Here is a 17558-nt window from a genome sequence, read left to right on the forward strand (position 1 = left end):
TACTAACAAAAAAAATCCGTTCCAAACTTGGAACGGATTTTTTAATTTATAGCTACTTTTAAACTATGCTTTAAAAGTAATTTTTCGCATTCTTAAACTCTCTGGAGTTACCTCAAGATATTCATCAACTCTAATATACTCCATACATTCCTCTAATGAGAAATCAATTTTCGGAGCAATTTTCATTGCATCATCCGTACCAGATTTTCTCATATTTGTCAATTGTTTACCTTTGATTAAGTTTACAGACATATCTTCTGCTTTACTGTTTTCTCCAATAACTTGACCAATGTAAATTTCTTCATTAATATCAATAAAGAATTTACCTCTATCTTGCAAACGGTCTAAAGCATAAGCAGTAGCTTTACCAGCAGCGGCAGAAACAATTGCTCCTTTTTCCTCTTCTGTAAATTCTCCTTTGTAAGGACCATATTCACTAAATCTATGATTGATAATTGCCTGTCCAGCAGTCGCTGTTAAAATCTTATTTCTTAATCCAATCAATCCTCTAGAAGGAATTGTGAATTCTAAATGTTGCAAATCACCTTTAGGCTCCATAACCATTAGATCTCCTTTTCTCAAAGAAACTAAGTTTACGGCTCTCGAAGCTACATCTTCAGGTACATCAATAGATAAAGTTTCGTATGGTTCACATTTTTTACCATCAATTTCTTTTAAAATAACCTGTGGACGTCCAACTTGTAACTCATAACCTTCACGACGCATTGTTTCAATCAATACTGATAAATGCAATACACCACGACCAAATACGTTAAACTTGTCTTCAGAATCTGTAGTTTCAACTCTAAGAGCTAAATTCTTTTCTAATTCTTTAAACAATCTATCACGTAAATGACGAGAAGTTACAAATTTACCTTCTTTACCAAAGAAAGGAGAATTATTAATCGTAAACAACATACTCATCGTAGGTTGATCAATCTCTGTTCTAGGTAATTCTTCTGGGTTTTCTAAATCAGCAATAGTATCACCAATCTCGAAACCATCAATACCTGTAATTGCACAAATATCACCACAACGTACTTTATCTACCTGGGCTTTCCCCATTCCTTCAAATACGTGTAATTCTTTAATTCTTACTTTTTTCTTTGTCCCATCAGCTTTACATAACATGTAGTCTTTTGCAACTTCTAAATCTCCACGGAAAATACGTCCGATAGCAATTCTTCCTGTAAATGAAGAAAAGTCTAATGACGTAATTTGCATCTGCGGAGTTCCTTCATTGTATGGAGATTCTGGAATAGAATCTAATACCGCATCTAATAAAGGTACAATATCTTCTGTTTGATTTTTCCAATCAGTACTCATCCAGTTGTTCTTAGCAGAACCGTAGATCGTTGTAAAGTCTAACTGCTCTTCTGTTGCTTCTAAAGCAAACATCAAGTCAAATACTTTCTCATGTACAATATCAGGAGTACAGTTTTCTTTATCAACTTTATTAACAACAACAATTGGAGTCAATCCTAACTCTAACGCTTTTCCTAATACAAAACGTGTCTGAGGCATTGGTCCTTCAAAAGCATCTACCAATAATAAAACACCATCTGCCATTTTCAATACACGCTCAACCTCACCACCAAAATCGGCATGGCCAGGAGTATCAATAACGTTAATTTTTGTTCCTTTATAATTAACAGAAACGTTTTTAGAAAGAATCGTAATTCCTCTTTCACGTTCCAAGTCATTGTTATCTAACAAAAGATCTGTTCTTTCCTTTCTTTCGTCCAATACCTTTGCTTGGTCGATTATTTTATCAACCAAGGTAGTTTTACCGTGATCGACATGGGCTATAATAGCGATATTTCTAATTTGCATACGAGAATTTTAAGGTTGCAAAAGTACTATTAATAATTGAATATAAAACAGTTATTGAGGTTATTTTATTGTTACACTCTTTTTATGCCCTAAACACATCTAGGCCAAAAATTAGTTAAATTATCATTGCATGAATTATAGTTAACCTTCTCTATTTTAAGGCGTTTTATTTTATCAATAACTTCATTTTATTATTTTTTTGTGTTATATTTAAAGTAAACTCGCTGCTATGAAAAAGAAAACCGACTTCTCCCCTAGGAGAATTAAACTCGTATTTATTCTGAGTTTATTAACCTCAACAGTCTCTTTTATTTGGGCTGGAATTGCTTATTATTTAGAAATTGGTCATTTATCTACCTATATTTTAATTGCTGCAATTACATTTTTGATCTCTGCTATTGCTTCCAAATCAAATAAACTTTTGATAGCAAGAATTCTCTATATGTTCAATTTTATCATAAGTGTATCTATGACAGCCTCATTCATAGGTAAACCTGGTAGTGTTGAATTTGTACTTATGTTTGCACTTGGACTTCCCTTTTTGATATTTTCTTATAGAACAGAACGCTTGTTGGTATACTTCTTCTCTGGTGCCACTAGCATAGTTTGGTTTAGTTTATACTTAACCGATTTCAATTTATACACCAGCACTCATATGGATCCTGTAATAGCCGCAAACATTGTCTATCCGGTCTCTATTGGAACCACCATTATTTTAACTGGATACCAACTTGTGGTTTTTTCACATTTAAATATTGGATATTATACCAAAATACACAACAAAAAAGAAGATGCTATAATTGCCTCTAATGCAAAATCACAGTTTTTAAGTACGATGAGCCATGAAATCAGAACTCCATTAAACGCAATTATTGGACTATCTCATATCTTAAATGACAACAACCCAAAACCTGACCAAGTTGAAAATATAGAAGCACTAAACTACTCAGGGAAAATATTACTAAACCTTTTAAATAACGTACTGGATTTTAGTAAAATGGAATCAACAAATATTACACTAACCCCAGTATCTACGGATATTGCCCTAGCAATAAAGCAATTAAAAAAGATTTATGAAGCAAACTGCCTTAGAAAAAACATTTCTATGCATGTTGATATTCAAGAAAACATCCCTACCGTACAAATTGATATTGTTAGATTTAACCAAGTTATCAATAACTTAATTTCAAACGCTATAAAATTCACGGATAATGGAAGTGTAACTGTTAAAATCCGTATTGACAATGAAACGGATACTAGTATTGATCTAACAACTGAAATTATAGATACAGGAATCGGACTAACTGAAGAGCAACAAGCCGTCATCTTTGATGCTTTTACACAAGCTACAGAATCAACAACAAGGTTATATGGAGGAACTGGACTTGGTTTATCGATTGTGAAAAAAATTATAAAAGCAATGGATACAGAAATTCATATTGATAGTAAAGTAGGTTTTGGAAGTAATTTTTATTTCAAAATCAATTTACAGAAGGCACAAGACACTGTCGAAAGTACTGTAAATTTAAAGCAAAGAACCAAACTTAAAGGGAAAAAAGTATTGCTTGTAGAAGATAATCAAATTAACATTATGGTTGGAAAACAAATACTAGCAAAAGAACAAATGGATATTGATATAGCTTTAAATGGTCAAATTGCAGTTGACAAAGTTAAAGAGAATACATATGATATTGTTTTGATGGATATACAAATGCCTATCATGGATGGCTATACAGCAACTCGCGAAATAAGAAAATTTAATACTAGTATTCCAATACTTGCGCTATCTGCATCCGTTTTTATGGAAGTGAAAAATAAAATTTTAGAGAGTGGTATGAATGGCTTTATCTATAAACCTTTTGAACCTGAAGATTTACTAGCAGAACTAGATAAACAAATTCATGGTCCAATTAACGAACTACAGACAAATAAAGAGGCTTCCTAACAAAAGGTTAACTGAGATTAATAAAACATACATAAAGACACCGTATAAATTACCAAAAGCAACACAGGCCAATATACCAATTTTACGATCAAATTATTTTTATATTCTAACCAATTGTATTTATCCGTTTTTACATACAATAAAATCCCTGCTGATACAAAAGCAATCACTCCATACATTACAAAATAAAAAGTTTCTAAATAAGACAAATCTGGGGTTAACAAACTCCTTCTTAATTGTATATGTGACAATAACAAAACAAAGAAGAACCCTCCAGAGGCTTGAATTACAGACAAGGCATTTCCTTCTTTCAATTCCCCATCTTGTTTTGTAACAGTAAACAACAATAAAAAAATCAAAATAGCAATAACGAATATCGGTAGTATGTTTGATATCACAGGATTAATAATCTTACGCTTTATCATCATATTGTACACCAAAACCGGTGCTTGCGTAGGCCCGCTATAAGCTGTATTTCCTAAATTTGAATTAAAATCTCTATTTGAAAAACTAAAATAGCTAGATGTTAAGTTTGCTTCTGGAATATAAATATCAGTTTGAATTCCTGGTCTGTTTCCAGGGTTTAACAAACGATAACCATCCAGGTCGGGTACTAAAATTCTGTTATCATGAATATCCGGATACATCAATTCTAAATTTAACAACCTAAAGTCTAACGGGTATTTTGTATAATCAAAATCAAATTTTAGTGTTGCTGTATAGTTATACCTATACAGCCAATAATCCTCTATATGTGTTTTTGAAACAACTGAAGTTCTTACGGAAATTCCGTTTGAAGATTTTTGAGGGAAAACGAAATTTTCATCGTGTAAAATCTTAATGGAATCATTAAATTTTTGCCAGATCTTACCGCTAAAAGAAACCTCATAAGCATTTTTGAAAGTAACATTATTGATAAAAATTCCAGTCGGTATTTCTATAGAGCTTGGGTAGCCAATCTTCTTTAATTCTTCATTTCTTTTTGAAATAAAATTTTGAAGCGCAGTATTATTAGTAATTTTTAAATGATTAATATCTTCTCGAGTAGACTTCATTTCAATATTCACATACCACATCAAAACAATATTTAATAATAAAAGAAGAGATAATCCAATTGAAAAACTCCATAGATTTTCTGTTTTAGTATTGTAAACCTTACATATTAAGGTTAACATAAATAATAACAATACTGAAAACCAAAATGCCATTCCTATTATTTTATTGTCCAATTCTTTGGTCGGTCCTACCAAATCAACAGAGTTAAAAACAACAGAAATAATCCAATCATTCTTTAGCGTAGAAAAATAAATATCAGATTCCTGAAAGGTGTAATTACTAAATATTTTAAAATGTCCCTCTTTCTCAGACTTAAAACGATTGAAATTTGGTTCCTGATTCACCGCTTTTTTAACCAACTCAGGGTGAATCAAATAAGACAAATTTGGATGTGTAACCAATTCTAGGTTTCTTGTAGCTATGTATCCAAATCCAGAGGCTCCTAAGCTAATCTTATTCACAAACTTAGACAAGCTCTCAAGCGATAAAGTATAAGACACTACTCCTAAAATTTCTGAATCACCTGAAGGACTTTTATGAAATATTGGAACTCCATAATCTGCTACAAGTTGCTTTGCTCCTTCTGCATAATACGGTGCACTCCAAACAGCTTGTTTTGATGCAACCACTTTCGTATACCATTCTGTAGAGGGAATTCCCTTTTCTTGATAATTATATAAAGCTCCAATGTCAATTACTTTCCCCAACCGTTTATCATAATACGGAGAAAATAACGGAGCATCTTTAAACTTAAATGGCTCATATGCCACCGTTACCCCTAAACCCACATCATGTAAAATCCTGAAATAGGTTGACTAAAAATTAAACACTTTTAGTTAAACTATGGAGACAAACAAAAAACCACCCTGCCGAAAAAAGAGCTACAATAAAGTAGGCTTCGAACTCAAACTTTTCATCATTGATCAAATTCATAATGGTAGAATTTCTATCAATTATGCAGCTAAGAAATATGATATTTCTAGACCAACTATTCAGTACTGGATTAAAAAATATAGTACTTTAGAGCAAAAGAAATTAGGCATGAGTAAACAGGATGAAATTAAAAGACTTAAAGAGAAAATTGAGGAACTGGAATTTGTAAAAGACTTTCAACAAGATATAATTGCTGACATGGAACTTATTACAGGAGTCGATATGTCAAAAAAGTCATTGCCCAAAACATTAGCAGACGAGATTCAGAAAAAGAAGCAAAACCGTTTAAAAGAAAATGGTTAATACAATGTTTTGGGATTAGTAAACAAGCCTTCTATAAACGCTTAAAATCTCATCAAATTAAACAAAATAACGAGCTTATTTTAATTCAAATGGTAAAGCAATGTCGTAACCAGATTGGACAGAGATTAGGCGCTAAAAAACTATATCATGAACTTAAAGAAGATATCAAAAAACAAGGTATCAAAATAGGTAGAGATAAATTCTATGCATTCCTTAAAGTCAATAGACTACTGGTTCCTAGAACAAAAAGGTTCCATATAACAACCAACTCTAATCATCACTTTTATAAATACAAAAACCTAGTAACTAATAAAGTTCCAACCAGAGCAGAACAATTTTGGGTAACCGATATAACCTACATTAAAACGCAAAAAGGACACAGTTATTTGGCTTTAGTAACAGACGCTTATTCTAAGAAAATAATGGGTTATAAATTAGACGACAATATGAGAACATCTCTTTGTATAGATGCTTTAAAAATGGCTCTTAAAAATCGTAAATACCCAGGTAAAAAATTGATTCATCATTCGGATAGAGGAATACAATATTGCAATCCAACCTATACCCTATTTGCAGAATCAAACGGATTAACAATGAGTATGACAGAGAAATATGACCCGTATGAAAATGCTATTGCTGAGAGAATAAACAGAACTTTAAAATATGAATACGGACTAAAACTTACAATTAAAAACACTAAATTAGCACAGAAGATTACAAAAAGAGCTATTAATATTTATAACAATATTCGACCACATTTAAGTCTTGATTTAAATACTCCTAAACAGGTTCATCTAAATCAAAATATTGACTACAAATCGTATCGGAAAAATAAAAACAAACTGGAATTATTAACCATTTAATCATTAAAAAAAGGTCAACCTATTTCAGGACAATACATCAGATATTTTGCTCGCCTCTATGATTAAATTCACAAGGTCTTCTTCAGAATAATTCGAGTTTGCAACTTTATCCGCTAAGTTCTGAGTTATTTCTTCAAATTTTCGAATGTGCTTATCTATCACCAAACGAACTTCGTTGTTCTTCTCTTTTCCTAACGCTTCAGCTGCATCTTTTTTACTATGCTGGTAATGATAAAAATCAAAAACTGAGTAAATAAAAACAGCAGTAGTTATAAGAATTAGAATTTTATATACTTTGGATGATTTTAAGACCGAGAACATTTATAAGAAGGTTTACTAGCTAAATTAGGAAAAACTATTGAATCTAAAAATTCAATAGTCCACACCATCAAAGGACCGAAACTAATTAAAACCGAAATAACGCAAAGGATCCACATTATCGATTGATAACTTTCTTCCGAGTTCAATACCTATTGAATCACTTGCTTCTTCAACCCATTGTCCGTAAAGTATATTATTTGATAGAATTTGATAAGTAACCATTCCTGAATACTCTATATCGTCTTGTTCATACATGAAATTCAAGGATAAAATATTATTAATAAATAGACCATATCCGGTTTGAACGTCTTCACCTTCAATCAACCAATTCGCATAAATTTTATTATCCTCATACCTTAATGTTAGCATACCAGAATATCCTTGCTCTGAATTTTCAGAATTTGCACCTATAATTTGATAAACACCTTCAATATCTGAAATACTTAAATTGGAAGTAAAACCCATTGCATCACTAACCGCCTCTCTCCTTAAATTAAGTTCCTCAATGAAATGATTAGATTTTTCACTAGAAACATCAATTCTTGCCTTTAATAACTTCGTTGATACCTCGAGCCATTTACTCAGTTTTGAATCCATTCGCTATCCTTTTTTTAGCTCAATCACTGTAATTTCAGGCCACATTCCTACTCTACCAGGAAAGCCTAAAAATCCAAAACCTCTATTTACATATAAGTACTGTTTCGCCTCTTCATACAATCCAGACCACCTCGCATATCTATATTTAACCGGACTCCATTTAAATCCTGGAATATCAACCCCAAATTGCATTCCATGCGTATGTCCAGCCAGAGTCAAATCAATATGATCGGAATGAGGTACCGTTTTTAAATCCCAATGAGTCGGATCATGTGATAATAAAATTTTAAAATCATCCTTATCAACGCCAACAAGAGCTTTGTCTAGATCCCCTTTTTGTTTGAATCCTTTACCCCAATTTTCTACTCCAACCAAGGCTATTTCTTGATTCCCTTTGGTCAAACGTATGTTTTCATTTTTTAAGAGATGAAAATTCATTTCTTTATGATATACATCCATTAAATCTGCATTCTCTTGTTTTGCTTCCTTTGATGACCACTGATTATAATCACTATAATCATGATTCCCTAAAATGGAATACACCTGCGGTTTAATATTCTTAAAAGTATTGATAAAGGGTATTATTTCTCTTGAATCACCATTGACTAAATCTCCAGTAAACATAACAACATCCGCGTTCTGCGCATTTATTAAATCGATTCCTCTTTGAACATCTGCAATACTGTCGAAACTACCAGAGTGTATGTCTGATATTTGAACCAACTTATATCCATCAAAAGATTTAGGAAGATTTGGGAACGTAAGACTTAAGTTTTTCACCTTATAATTATACTTCCCTTTAGTTATACCATAAAGCATTGAAGCAAAAGGGATACTTGCGACCCCCAAACCTAATTTCACTAAAAACTTTCTTCGTTCTTCAAAATCGGCTTCTGGTGTATATCCTAAAAACTTAGCAAATACCTGAAAGATGTAATTTAAAATTCTTAAAACATCATCAATAACCAAAAACCCGAAAAATATGATTTTAAAAATGATAAATGCAAAACTTGTACCTATCAATAAATTCCTTCCTAGAGTAGCATTCAAAGTTCGCTCTTGAAAATATTGAATCATCACATAAACTCCTATATAAGAAATCAGTGCAAACACCAAATACGCTGCTAATACATATACTTGGATTTTACTTTTATCATAAACTGATCGAAGCCCCATAAACAAATAGGCATCTAAAAATACAAGTACTGCAATAAAAATAAGTAAACGGGTCATTATTCAAACAATTTATAACTACAAAGAAAAACTAAAAACTAGTGCAACTTGCCAAGAACTTCATAAATAAATATTAAAATTATTTTATTTAGAGATCACAACTTTTTTTGACACCGTTCCTTGGTCTGTTTGAATTTGAACTATATATACTCCAGAATTTAAATAAGGAACCTCAAGATTTCCCGAATTCTTTAACCCATCAAATTTCTGACTCTGAAGTAAATCTCCTGTTAATGAAAAAATATTGGCATTTGTCACATCAGCCTCAAAAGAATTAAACATAATGGCTTCTTTGCCTTTGTGATAGTATAAATAAACACGTTTATCCAAAACCTCATCATTAGACAAACTTTTTGAATCTTTTAAAAGAATACTAAACCTACCACTATGTAAATCACCACCTAATGTTATCACAGCTTTATCCACAGACAAATCTACTATTTCGGCAGTCTCTTTATCCAAAAGATACACATCATTCGAATAATTTTGAAGGGCATCTAACAATATCGTTACTTCAGTTTCTTTTTCTAAAACAATTGCAAGTGGTATCTCAAGATTTTCTACTAAAAATGGTACACCACTTATTACATATCTCAAATTATCACCAAAATCCCAAAACATATCATTGGCATAATTATCAAACATCGGAGCATCAAAACCACGATCAACATCTAAACTCAAACCTCTCGGAGATGTCACCAATTGACGATGAAAAATACCAGTCGGCGTTTTGTATTCAAAACCTATTCTAATAATCTCCAAATCATCTTTAGAAACTTTTTTCTTTTTACCATTTGATTTAAAGAACACCGTTGATCCGGATTCACGAAATGAATTTTTAAAACTAATTTCAGCACCATTGGACTTTCCAGCAACCATAAAACCTTGCCCCACAGCAATATGTTCTGTTGGGACTTTTGTGAAATTTATAGTATTTCCATCCACTACAATAGATGCCGCTGGACTCGATAATTCCCCTGCTCTTGTCGCATACCCTCCTTCGTAAGCTGCTTTATAATGTGAATCTCCCGACGGTTGATCCCAAAAATACAGATAACCATTTGTAATGTTATTTGTCAAATGATACTCATTAAAATCGTCGGCATTTATCGTCGAAGGGTAGGGATTTCCTAATAGATAATAATTATTCTCATCTAAATCTAAATTTATATCTCCGTTGGTTGGTCGCCCTACAAAAACATAATTCGTGGCAGTTCCAGTCCCTTTCATTGTAAAACCTTCTCCTTTTGGTTTGTCTGTATTCTCATTGATCGAATTCCATCCCAAAGCATTACTAAAATCATACAACCAATAACTACTAATCGTATTTGTGCTCCCATCAACACCACCAGTATAGGTAGGAGTTGTCAAAGAAGAAAAATCATTAGGATCTGAAGCAATTGATAGATTGGTTGCTAAATTATATATACCTGCGTTACTCACCGGAGCCCCCCAGTAATTAAATCTATGGATAGAGGAAGTACCATCTTGAACCATTTTATAAATATTACCGGATCCTGTATTCAAATCTGTTCCGTCCAAAGTTTGAATCAATTGGGCATCTCCATATAAGTACATGTCGCCTTCTAATTCTAGAACATCGCTAACCGTTAAATTCTTACCATCTTCAACAGTTAAAACAGCTCCGACTACAACCTCCATACATTTACAATTAGAGGTTGTAGGTAATACAACAGACTCTCTTATTTGCACTGATTTTAATAAATCTATAGAAGAATCATCCAACACGCCGCCAGCATTTCCCCCAGTCCAAGAACTACTTTCATAAATAATTTGTGCATCTGCATTATCACGAATCAATGTAAAAACCTCACCATCAGCAATATCAATATTAGAAAAAATTAAATTATTACCTGATAAAATACCGTTGTTTACAATCCTATGAACGCCATCAGAATAATCTGCATTTCCATCTTCATCAATCAAAAGATTAAATTCACTTGGATTCGCAAAACCTGTCATGTCAAATTGAAGAGTTACTCCAGTTACATTACCAATATTTTTTACTTTCCAATCTCTATCAAAACCTATATACCCATACTCACAAACACTAATTTCTGGAATTAAAGTAGGGAATGACAATTCACTAATAATAGCGTCTGAATCATTATTACCAACAGCAAAAAAATCCAAATCATTATTGAAAGAATTCGTGTTTGCATTATTTGACACAGCAACAGCACTCCCTAAGGCAACTGTCAATATTCCATCGGCATTAGTAGATTTAGACTGCTTTTGATTCAAACTTGAACTTTCATCTTTACCTATAACAACAATATCATTCCAAAAAGTTAAATCATCCCATATAGTAATCATGGCATCAGATGCAATATATTTTAATGAGGATGTATTTAGGGTAATTCCATACTTTATTGCCAAATAAGACTCTATCTTATTGATATTTTCTGCTGTAATAATTTGATTCTCATAATAAATAACTTCAGAGATTGAACCATTATAATAACCATTGTTTGCTGCACTATCAAATGTTCCTGCCTCAGAACCATCTCCCACATACCCGAAACGTGTGGTACTACTATTAATGGGCTGATCGGTAACATCAACAGATAAATCTTCATTACCATTCACACGTAATTTGGTTTCTTCTGTTATACTAGTATCAAAAATAAAACCACCTAATTTAGCCGTACCATCATTAGTAACTTCTACACCATAATTATCTTTAATCCCACCAGAATTATATCCAAATTGCAAAGTACCATCACCGTGAATAGAGGCATTGAACCACTCACTCCTATCAAAGTCTAAGAATGCCCAATTGGAGGTGTCTAGACTTCCAGAAGTGTTAGAACTCGAAAAATCAGTATTATACACCGTCCATACATACACCTGGTTTAGATTATCTGTACTTGTATAATTTTTATCCTTTATAGGCATTCGATCACTACTTCCATCAAAAGTCAAATTGTCATTAAAGTTTGTCATAGAAGAATTAGATGGCTGGTTAGACGTATTTGTTTGAGATAAATCATAGCCTTGAAATGTTTGATCTACAACATTTGTTACAGCGCTTCCCGAAGCAGTTACACCAGTATCTGATCTAAACCATAATTCTAATCCAGGAGCAACACCTCCAGGAGCTTTTGAAGATTGCGTCATTACAAATGACACATAAGAATTATCAGGTATATCAACTTCTCTATAATAATGTGTTCCTCCTTCTGTCATAGTATACCTTGTATCACCTGAATCAAATGTTGCATTATCACTAATGATTAAATCTACAGATTCTCCCGTAAAAACAGATTTTTCCATGGCGACAAACACATCTCCAACGTTTCCATTTTTTTCTTGAAACAACCATGTTTTACCAAAAAGAAACTCACTTCCAGACGAACCAAATGGACTAAATCCATCTGGGGAATTATTATGACCAAAAATTAAAGATTTACCATCTCCTACTGATGTCCTACTGACATCGCTATTGGATGACGAAAAATCAGCATCCATAGCTACAATGAATTTCTCATAATCATTTGATCTTGATATTTTTTGGTTTAAAGCCCCAGCGTCATCTTGAACGATACCAGCAACTCCATTCCAATAACCAGATATCGTATTGTCCCACAAAGTTAAATTAGAGCTATTAACGTAAGAAGTACCGCTTACATCCATGGTTATTCCATATTTCAGAGCTAAATATGATTCAATTTTTTTAACATCTTCCGTGCTTAAATCACCTTTATCGTAAAATATTATTTCAGCAATTTCACCATCATAATAAATATTATTTTTAGAACCATTAAATTCAGTGGCTTCGGAACCATCACCAATAAAACCATATCTATTTGCACTAACTGATATATCAATGCTAGTATTATCACCTGAGTAGTCTTGAAAACCATCCAGTCGCATAATAGATTCGTTTGTAATTGCTCCAGTTATATCATCATTATTATCAAATAAATAAGTGGCCATATGCGGAATTCCATCATTAGAAACACTTGTTGCTACTAAATCTTGTGTTCCTCCTGATTGATAAGACATTGCTAAACGCCCATTTCCATGAATATAAAAGTTAAAAGATTCGCTTCTATCAAAATCTAAAAAGGACCAGTTGCCGGAATATGATGAATTGGAAAAATTTGTTGCATAAACAACAAACATGGAAAGGTCTGTCAGATTTTGACCATTGGTATAATTTAATCCTGAAATAGCAAATCTATCACTGTTACCATCAAAAGTAAAAGTTTCATTGAAATTAAATAATTTAGATTGCTGGGGTTTTTCTGATTCTGTTGGCTGCAAAGCATGATTATCATCTGAACTTCTATCATCCCAAGTTAAAGTACCTAAATCTTCCACACCATGATCACCACTATACCATAGTGACATCTTAGTTGTGGGAACCCCTCCTGGTGCTTGAGCATAACTTGCTCCCCAAACGGAGATAAGCGCTATATATACCAATAACTTCTTCATTCTTACAAATTTATGAAGAAACAACACTTAAACTCCTTAAATAATGTTTAGGATTATTGGACACAAAAAAAGCCAAAAACTTTCATTTTTGGCCCTTGGTATAAAATTTAAGTAACTTATTTTTTCAAAGTATAGTAGATACCTACATTAAACAATGGCTGCTGTGACATATTAAAATCTAAAATAAATTCTTCATCTATTTGCCCAATAGAAGCCACTCTACCTACTACCCCCCATCGATCAGCTAATGCGTAAGAAAACCCTAAATCAATAAAAAAATCAGTATAAGAAGAGGAAACACCTGCCGTGTCTGTACTTGCATATCTTATATTAGCTCCACCATACACCGAAAACTTTTCACCTAAAGGAAAGAATTTCCTTAAATAAACATGCGGCTTGAAAGTTTTTACATCAGCTCCAGCAAATTTATCACTTTCATAAGAAATTACAGCTCCTAATTGAAGAGATTCTTGAAGCCAATATCCTGCTTCAGGTGCTATTTTAAAATAGTCTTCTTTAAACCCAATGGCTCCACCTGCATAAATACTCCCTTTTTGAGCGAATAAACTTGTTGTCGCGACAAATACTACTGCAATAATCAATAATTTTTTCATAATATATTTTTTGGTTAGTATGATAAATATAAAAAAAAATCAGTACTTCATTTTTATCTCAAGGTAAAGTTAACATCCATAAAAATGATTTTAAATCCTTATTTCAAATTCGCTATTAAATATGTAATATTGCATTTCAAATAAAATCACATGAAATCCATACAATCTACTAGCTGTCAGGTCCATTTTCAAGAGAATTCTTACAAAGAATTGAATCACTATTTAGCCAATAGCAATCATTCGTTAATTTTTGTTCTTGTTGACGAAAATACAAATAGAGATTGTTTGCCTAAATTAATGGCGGAAATGGCTACGGATCTCACGATTGAGATTGTTGAAATTGAATCAGGTGAAATCAATAAAAATTTAGACACTTGTACAGGTCTTTGGAATGTTTTAACAGAGCTTGGTGCAGATAGAAAAAGTTTAATGATTAACTTAGGTGGTGGTGTTATCACAGATATGGGAGGTTTTGTTGCATCCACATTCAAAAGAGGGATTACCTTTATCAACATCCCAACTACGTTATTAAGCATGGTAGATGCTTCTGTTGGAGGAAAAACAGGTGTAGATCTAGGGGTCTTAAAAAATCAAATTGGAATTTTCTCTGATCCTGAAATGGTATTGATCGATTTAGACTTTTTAAAAACAGTACCTGAAGAAGAAATTATCTCTGGGACTGCAGAAGTTATAAAACATGGGTTGATATATGATCTTGATTTATACAATGATGTTAGAAACAATAATTTAAAAAACGTTGCTTATTTAATCCATCGTTCAGTAGAAATTAAAAATGAGGTTGTACTTGCAGATCAAAAAGAAAGTAGCCTACGTAAAATATTAAACTACGGGCATACGATTGGGCATGCTGTAGAATCATATTTTTTAGAATCTGATCATAAAAAAACACTAACACACGGACAAGCGATTTCATTAGGAATGGTTACAGAAGCTTATATCTCTAATAAGTTATTTGGTTTTCCGGAAGAAATAGTAGCAGATTTAAAATCTTATGTACTGGATTTATTTGGTAAAGTGCCGATTACAAAAGAAGACTTTACAGCAGTTTTTGAATATTTAAAACATGACAAAAAAAATGTTGGTGGACAAGTAAACTTTGTATTATTAGAGGCAATTGCCACCTATAAAATTGATTGTAAAGTTTCTATTGAACTGGTAGAGGAATCTATCAATTATTACTTAGAATCGTGATCTTTATACTCTTAGAATAACCTAAAAAGAAAATCATTATAAGATTTTCTTTTTTTTTTGAAATAAAACATGAAAAAGAAATTCCTAACATTAATTATTGTATTCATTTCGTTTATCGTTGGCTTATCGGCTCAAAGTCATTACGAGAACGGTTATTTAATTTTAAATGATAATTCAAAACTAGAATGTCTTATCTTAAACAAAGATTGGCTTGACAACCCTACAACCGTTACTTATAAAATAAAAGATAAAAAACAAACAGACTCTATTAAATTCATTAAAGAGTTTTGTATAAATGGTAAATCGAAATACATACGATTTCATGGAGATATAGAACGTTCTGATAACAATTTGTCCAATTTAACGACTCAAAGAAATCCAAAATTCAACAATGAAATAATATATTTACGAGTCCTACTCGAAGGACCTGGTTCATTATATGAATATATCGATAACGGAATAACAAAGTATTTTTTCAAGACGCCAAATAACAACATTCAACAATTGATAAAAATTGAATATCTATCAAATGATGGAGGTGTAAAAACAAACAACATGTTTAGACAACAATTATCTAATCATTTAATTTGTGAGAGCATTCATCAAAAAGATTTAAAATGGCTCGATTACAACGATCATTCTTTATCTAAAATATTTAAGAAATATAATAATTGCATAGAACCCCAATCTCAACTATCAGATGAAGCAATAAAAAACACAAATTTTATTGATGTCAAAAAAAAGCGTAGTAAAACCAGATTCACCGTTACCGCTGGACCTACCTTTAATAAACTAGAGGTTCTTACCGACGATCAATATTACATCGGTCAAACGGAACTTGAAGTTGGTTATCGAATTGGAATTGAAGCTGAATTTACAATACCGTATTTCCATAATCAGTTCAGTCTACTTTTAGAACCTGTATTTTATAGTTTTTCATATAACGGTACTTTTCCACCAAACCCAGATTATTTTTATAGATTTAGTGCTACTAACACTTTTAAAGGTAGTTATTCAAATATTGATATCAATGTTGGTATTCGATACAAATATGTTTTCAATAAAAAAACTACAGTTTTTACAAACCTAATTTTATCCAACTCCTTGCCTCAAGATGCTGAGAAACCAGGAGTTATTTTAAATGATAGTGGTAGTAGTTATTTAACTTATCACGATTCTTTTTTATCTTACTACTCCTTAGGACTAGGATACAAATTAAATGATAAATTTTCATTAGAGGCTAGGCTTTCTAGAAAAAGAAGAATTGTATATAATTATGCTATCTCCGGAGCTGACCTTAGCTCAAGTTCACTTATTTTTGGCTATACGTTTTAAGTTCAACGAATCTTTTGATTGAGATGCACTTCGTATTTTTAAAATACAAAAATCTTAAAAAAACTAATTACATAACCTTTAATTTTTTGTTCTTACCAGATAACTAAATTCTATTTGTTTTAACACGGATATTTAAAATACTATATGAGTTACATATCAATTCAAACCTCTATTTCGTAAAATCTATTTGTAATTATATCTAATAACTTGCACTCATAACAGATTAATTTATCTTTGTCATAAAAACATGGCACTTACTGCATCAAACCCTTTTGAACTCCGTAAAAAAGCACCAGATTTCAATTTATTAGATACTGTATCAAATTTGAATATTTCGTTACAAGAATCGAAAGGAAATAAGGGAACTTTGATCCTATTTATTTGTAATCATTGCCCCTATGTAATTCATATCAATCCCTTTTTAGTTTCATTAGCCAACGAATACCAAGCAAAGGGAATCAATTTTATAGCCATTAGTAGTAACGATATTGAAAACTACCCACAAGACAGTCCTGATAAAATGAAGAAACTAGCTCGTGAAATTGGGTACCCTTTTCCTTATCTATTTGATGAAACACAAAAAGTTGCCAAGGCTTATGATGCCGCTTGTACACCAGACATTTTCTTGTTTGATAAAAATTTAGAAATCTTTTATCATGGTCAATTAGACGATTCTCGTCCTGGAAACGATATTCCTGTCACCGGAAAAGATCTTATTTCTGCGATGGATATCATGCTGAAAGGAGAGGTATATTCAAGAAAGGTATTACCTAGTATGGGGTGTGGTATAAAATGGAAAGAAATTTAGACGTAAAAAAATTATAAAAACAACCTTATTAATAGTTTAAA

General features: G+C 32.0%; 13 protein-coding genes. 6 read left to right on the forward strand and 7 right to left on the reverse strand.

Going from position 1 to position 17558, the window contains the following annotated elements; all coding sequences use genetic code 11:
- Window positions 1-63: 63 nt before the first annotated feature.
- Window positions 64-1833 carry a translational GTPase TypA gene (gene typA, locus AC2DGP_RS03910; protein WP_484491719.1) on the reverse strand — a complete coding sequence of 590 codons (1770 nt, stop codon included), beginning with the start codon at window positions 1831-1833 and terminating at the stop codon, window positions 64-66.
- Between the two features lie 229 nt (window positions 1834-2062).
- Between typA and AC2DGP_RS03915 the strand changes: the two genes are divergently transcribed.
- Complete coding sequence (locus AC2DGP_RS03915) at window positions 2063-3778, forward strand: response regulator (RefSeq protein ID WP_484491720.1); 1716 nt, start codon at window positions 2063-2065, stop codon at window positions 3776-3778.
- A gap of 17 nt (window positions 3779-3795) precedes the next feature.
- Here the strand turns inward: AC2DGP_RS03915 and AC2DGP_RS03920 are convergent, their stop codons facing one another.
- Complete coding sequence (locus tag AC2DGP_RS03920) at window positions 3796-5622, reverse strand: PDC sensor domain-containing protein (RefSeq protein WP_484491721.1); 1827 nt, start codon at window positions 5620-5622, stop codon at window positions 3796-3798.
- Window positions 5623-5677: 55 nt separating this feature from the next.
- On the opposite strand from AC2DGP_RS03920, the gene AC2DGP_RS03925 reads away from it, so the two are divergent.
- The gene (locus tag AC2DGP_RS03925) at window positions 5678-6070 is read left to right on the forward strand and encodes a transposase (protein WP_484491652.1); all 393 of its coding nucleotides are present in this window, start codon (window positions 5678-5680) and stop codon (window positions 6068-6070) included.
- 14 nt (window positions 6071-6084) lie between these two features.
- Window positions 6085-6933: an IS3 family transposase gene (locus AC2DGP_RS03930; protein ID WP_484492479.1), complete on the forward strand. Its 849-nt coding sequence runs from the start codon at window positions 6085-6087 to the stop codon at window positions 6931-6933.
- A 24-nt stretch (window positions 6934-6957) separates the two neighbouring features.
- On the opposite strand, the gene AC2DGP_RS03935 is transcribed toward AC2DGP_RS03930, so the two are convergent.
- The 5 genes from AC2DGP_RS03935 to AC2DGP_RS03955 all read right to left on the reverse strand — a co-directional run bounded on the left by AC2DGP_RS03935 (window position 6958) and on the right by AC2DGP_RS03955 (window position 14162).
- A complete protein-coding gene (locus AC2DGP_RS03935) occupies window positions 6958-7254 on the reverse strand; it encodes a hypothetical protein (RefSeq protein WP_484491722.1) in 297 nt (98 codons plus the stop codon).
- Between the two features lie 81 nt (window positions 7255-7335).
- Window positions 7336-7851: a hypothetical protein gene (locus AC2DGP_RS03940; RefSeq protein WP_484491723.1), complete on the reverse strand. Its 516-nt coding sequence runs from the start codon at window positions 7849-7851 to the stop codon at window positions 7336-7338.
- A 3-nt stretch (window positions 7852-7854) separates the two neighbouring features.
- Complete coding sequence (locus AC2DGP_RS03945; RefSeq protein ID WP_484491724.1) at window positions 7855-9084, reverse strand: metallophosphoesterase; 1230 nt, start codon at window positions 9082-9084, stop codon at window positions 7855-7857.
- Window positions 9085-9168: 84 nt separating this feature from the next.
- A complete protein-coding gene (locus tag AC2DGP_RS03950; RefSeq protein ID WP_484491725.1) occupies window positions 9169-13548 on the reverse strand; it encodes a DUF8202 domain-containing protein in 4380 nt (1459 codons plus the stop codon).
- A 116-nt stretch (window positions 13549-13664) separates the two neighbouring features.
- Window positions 13665-14162, reverse strand: a complete 498-nt coding sequence (locus AC2DGP_RS03955) for an outer membrane beta-barrel protein (protein ID WP_484491726.1) — start codon at window positions 14160-14162, stop codon at window positions 13665-13667.
- A 150-nt stretch (window positions 14163-14312) separates the two neighbouring features.
- Here AC2DGP_RS03955 and aroB point away from each other — a divergent pair, with 150 nt between their 5' ends.
- The 3 genes from aroB (at window position 14313) to AC2DGP_RS03970 (ending at window position 17517) form a co-directional block, all read left to right on the forward strand.
- A complete protein-coding gene (gene aroB / locus AC2DGP_RS03960; protein WP_484491727.1) occupies window positions 14313-15374 on the forward strand; it encodes a 3-dehydroquinate synthase in 1062 nt (353 codons plus the stop codon).
- Window positions 15375-15443: 69 nt separating this feature from the next.
- A complete protein-coding gene (locus tag AC2DGP_RS03965; protein WP_484491728.1) occupies window positions 15444-16709 on the forward strand; it encodes a hypothetical protein in 1266 nt (421 codons plus the stop codon).
- A 247-nt stretch (window positions 16710-16956) separates the two neighbouring features.
- Window positions 16957-17517 carry a thioredoxin family protein gene (locus AC2DGP_RS03970; protein WP_484491729.1) on the forward strand — a complete coding sequence of 187 codons (561 nt, stop codon included), beginning with the start codon at window positions 16957-16959 and terminating at the stop codon, window positions 17515-17517.
- Window positions 17518-17558 lie beyond the last annotated feature (41 nt).

This window comes from Flavicella sp. IMCC45537 (assembly GCF_057197705.1).

What these genes read in the sequence shown, in the direction of transcription:
- AC2DGP_RS03965 (WP_484491728.1), top strand. Translation starts at nt 15,444, where the DNA reads ATGAAAAAGAAATTCCTAACATTAATTATTGTATTCATTTCGTTTATC.
- AC2DGP_RS03915 (WP_484491720.1), top strand. Translation starts at nt 2,063, where the DNA reads ATGAAAAAGAAAACCGACTTCTCCCCTAGGAGAATTAAACTCGTATTT.
- aroB (WP_484491727.1), top strand. Translation starts at nt 14,313, where the DNA reads ATGAAATCCATACAATCTACTAGCTGTCAGGTCCATTTTCAAGAGAAT.
- AC2DGP_RS03950 (WP_484491725.1), bottom strand. Translation starts at nt 13,548, where the DNA reads ATGAAGAAGTTATTGGTATATATAGCGCTTATCTCCGTTTGGGGAGCA.
- AC2DGP_RS03955 (WP_484491726.1), bottom strand. Translation starts at nt 14,162, where the DNA reads ATGAAAAAATTATTGATTATTGCAGTAGTATTTGTCGCGACAACAAGT.
- AC2DGP_RS03925 (WP_484491652.1), top strand. Translation starts at nt 5,678, where the DNA reads ATGGAGACAAACAAAAAACCACCCTGCCGAAAAAAGAGCTACAATAAA.
- AC2DGP_RS03940 (WP_484491723.1), bottom strand. Translation starts at nt 7,851, where the DNA reads ATGGATTCAAAACTGAGTAAATGGCTCGAGGTATCAACGAAGTTATTA.
- AC2DGP_RS03970 (WP_484491729.1), top strand. Translation starts at nt 16,957, where the DNA reads ATGGCACTTACTGCATCAAACCCTTTTGAACTCCGTAAAAAAGCACCA.
- typA (WP_484491719.1), bottom strand. Translation starts at nt 1,833, where the DNA reads ATGCAAATTAGAAATATCGCTATTATAGCCCATGTCGATCACGGTAAA.
- AC2DGP_RS03945 (WP_484491724.1), bottom strand. Translation starts at nt 9,084, where the DNA reads ATGACCCGTTTACTTATTTTTATTGCAGTACTTGTATTTTTAGATGCC.
- AC2DGP_RS03935 (WP_484491722.1), bottom strand. Translation starts at nt 7,254, where the DNA reads ATGTTCTCGGTCTTAAAATCATCCAAAGTATATAAAATTCTAATTCTT.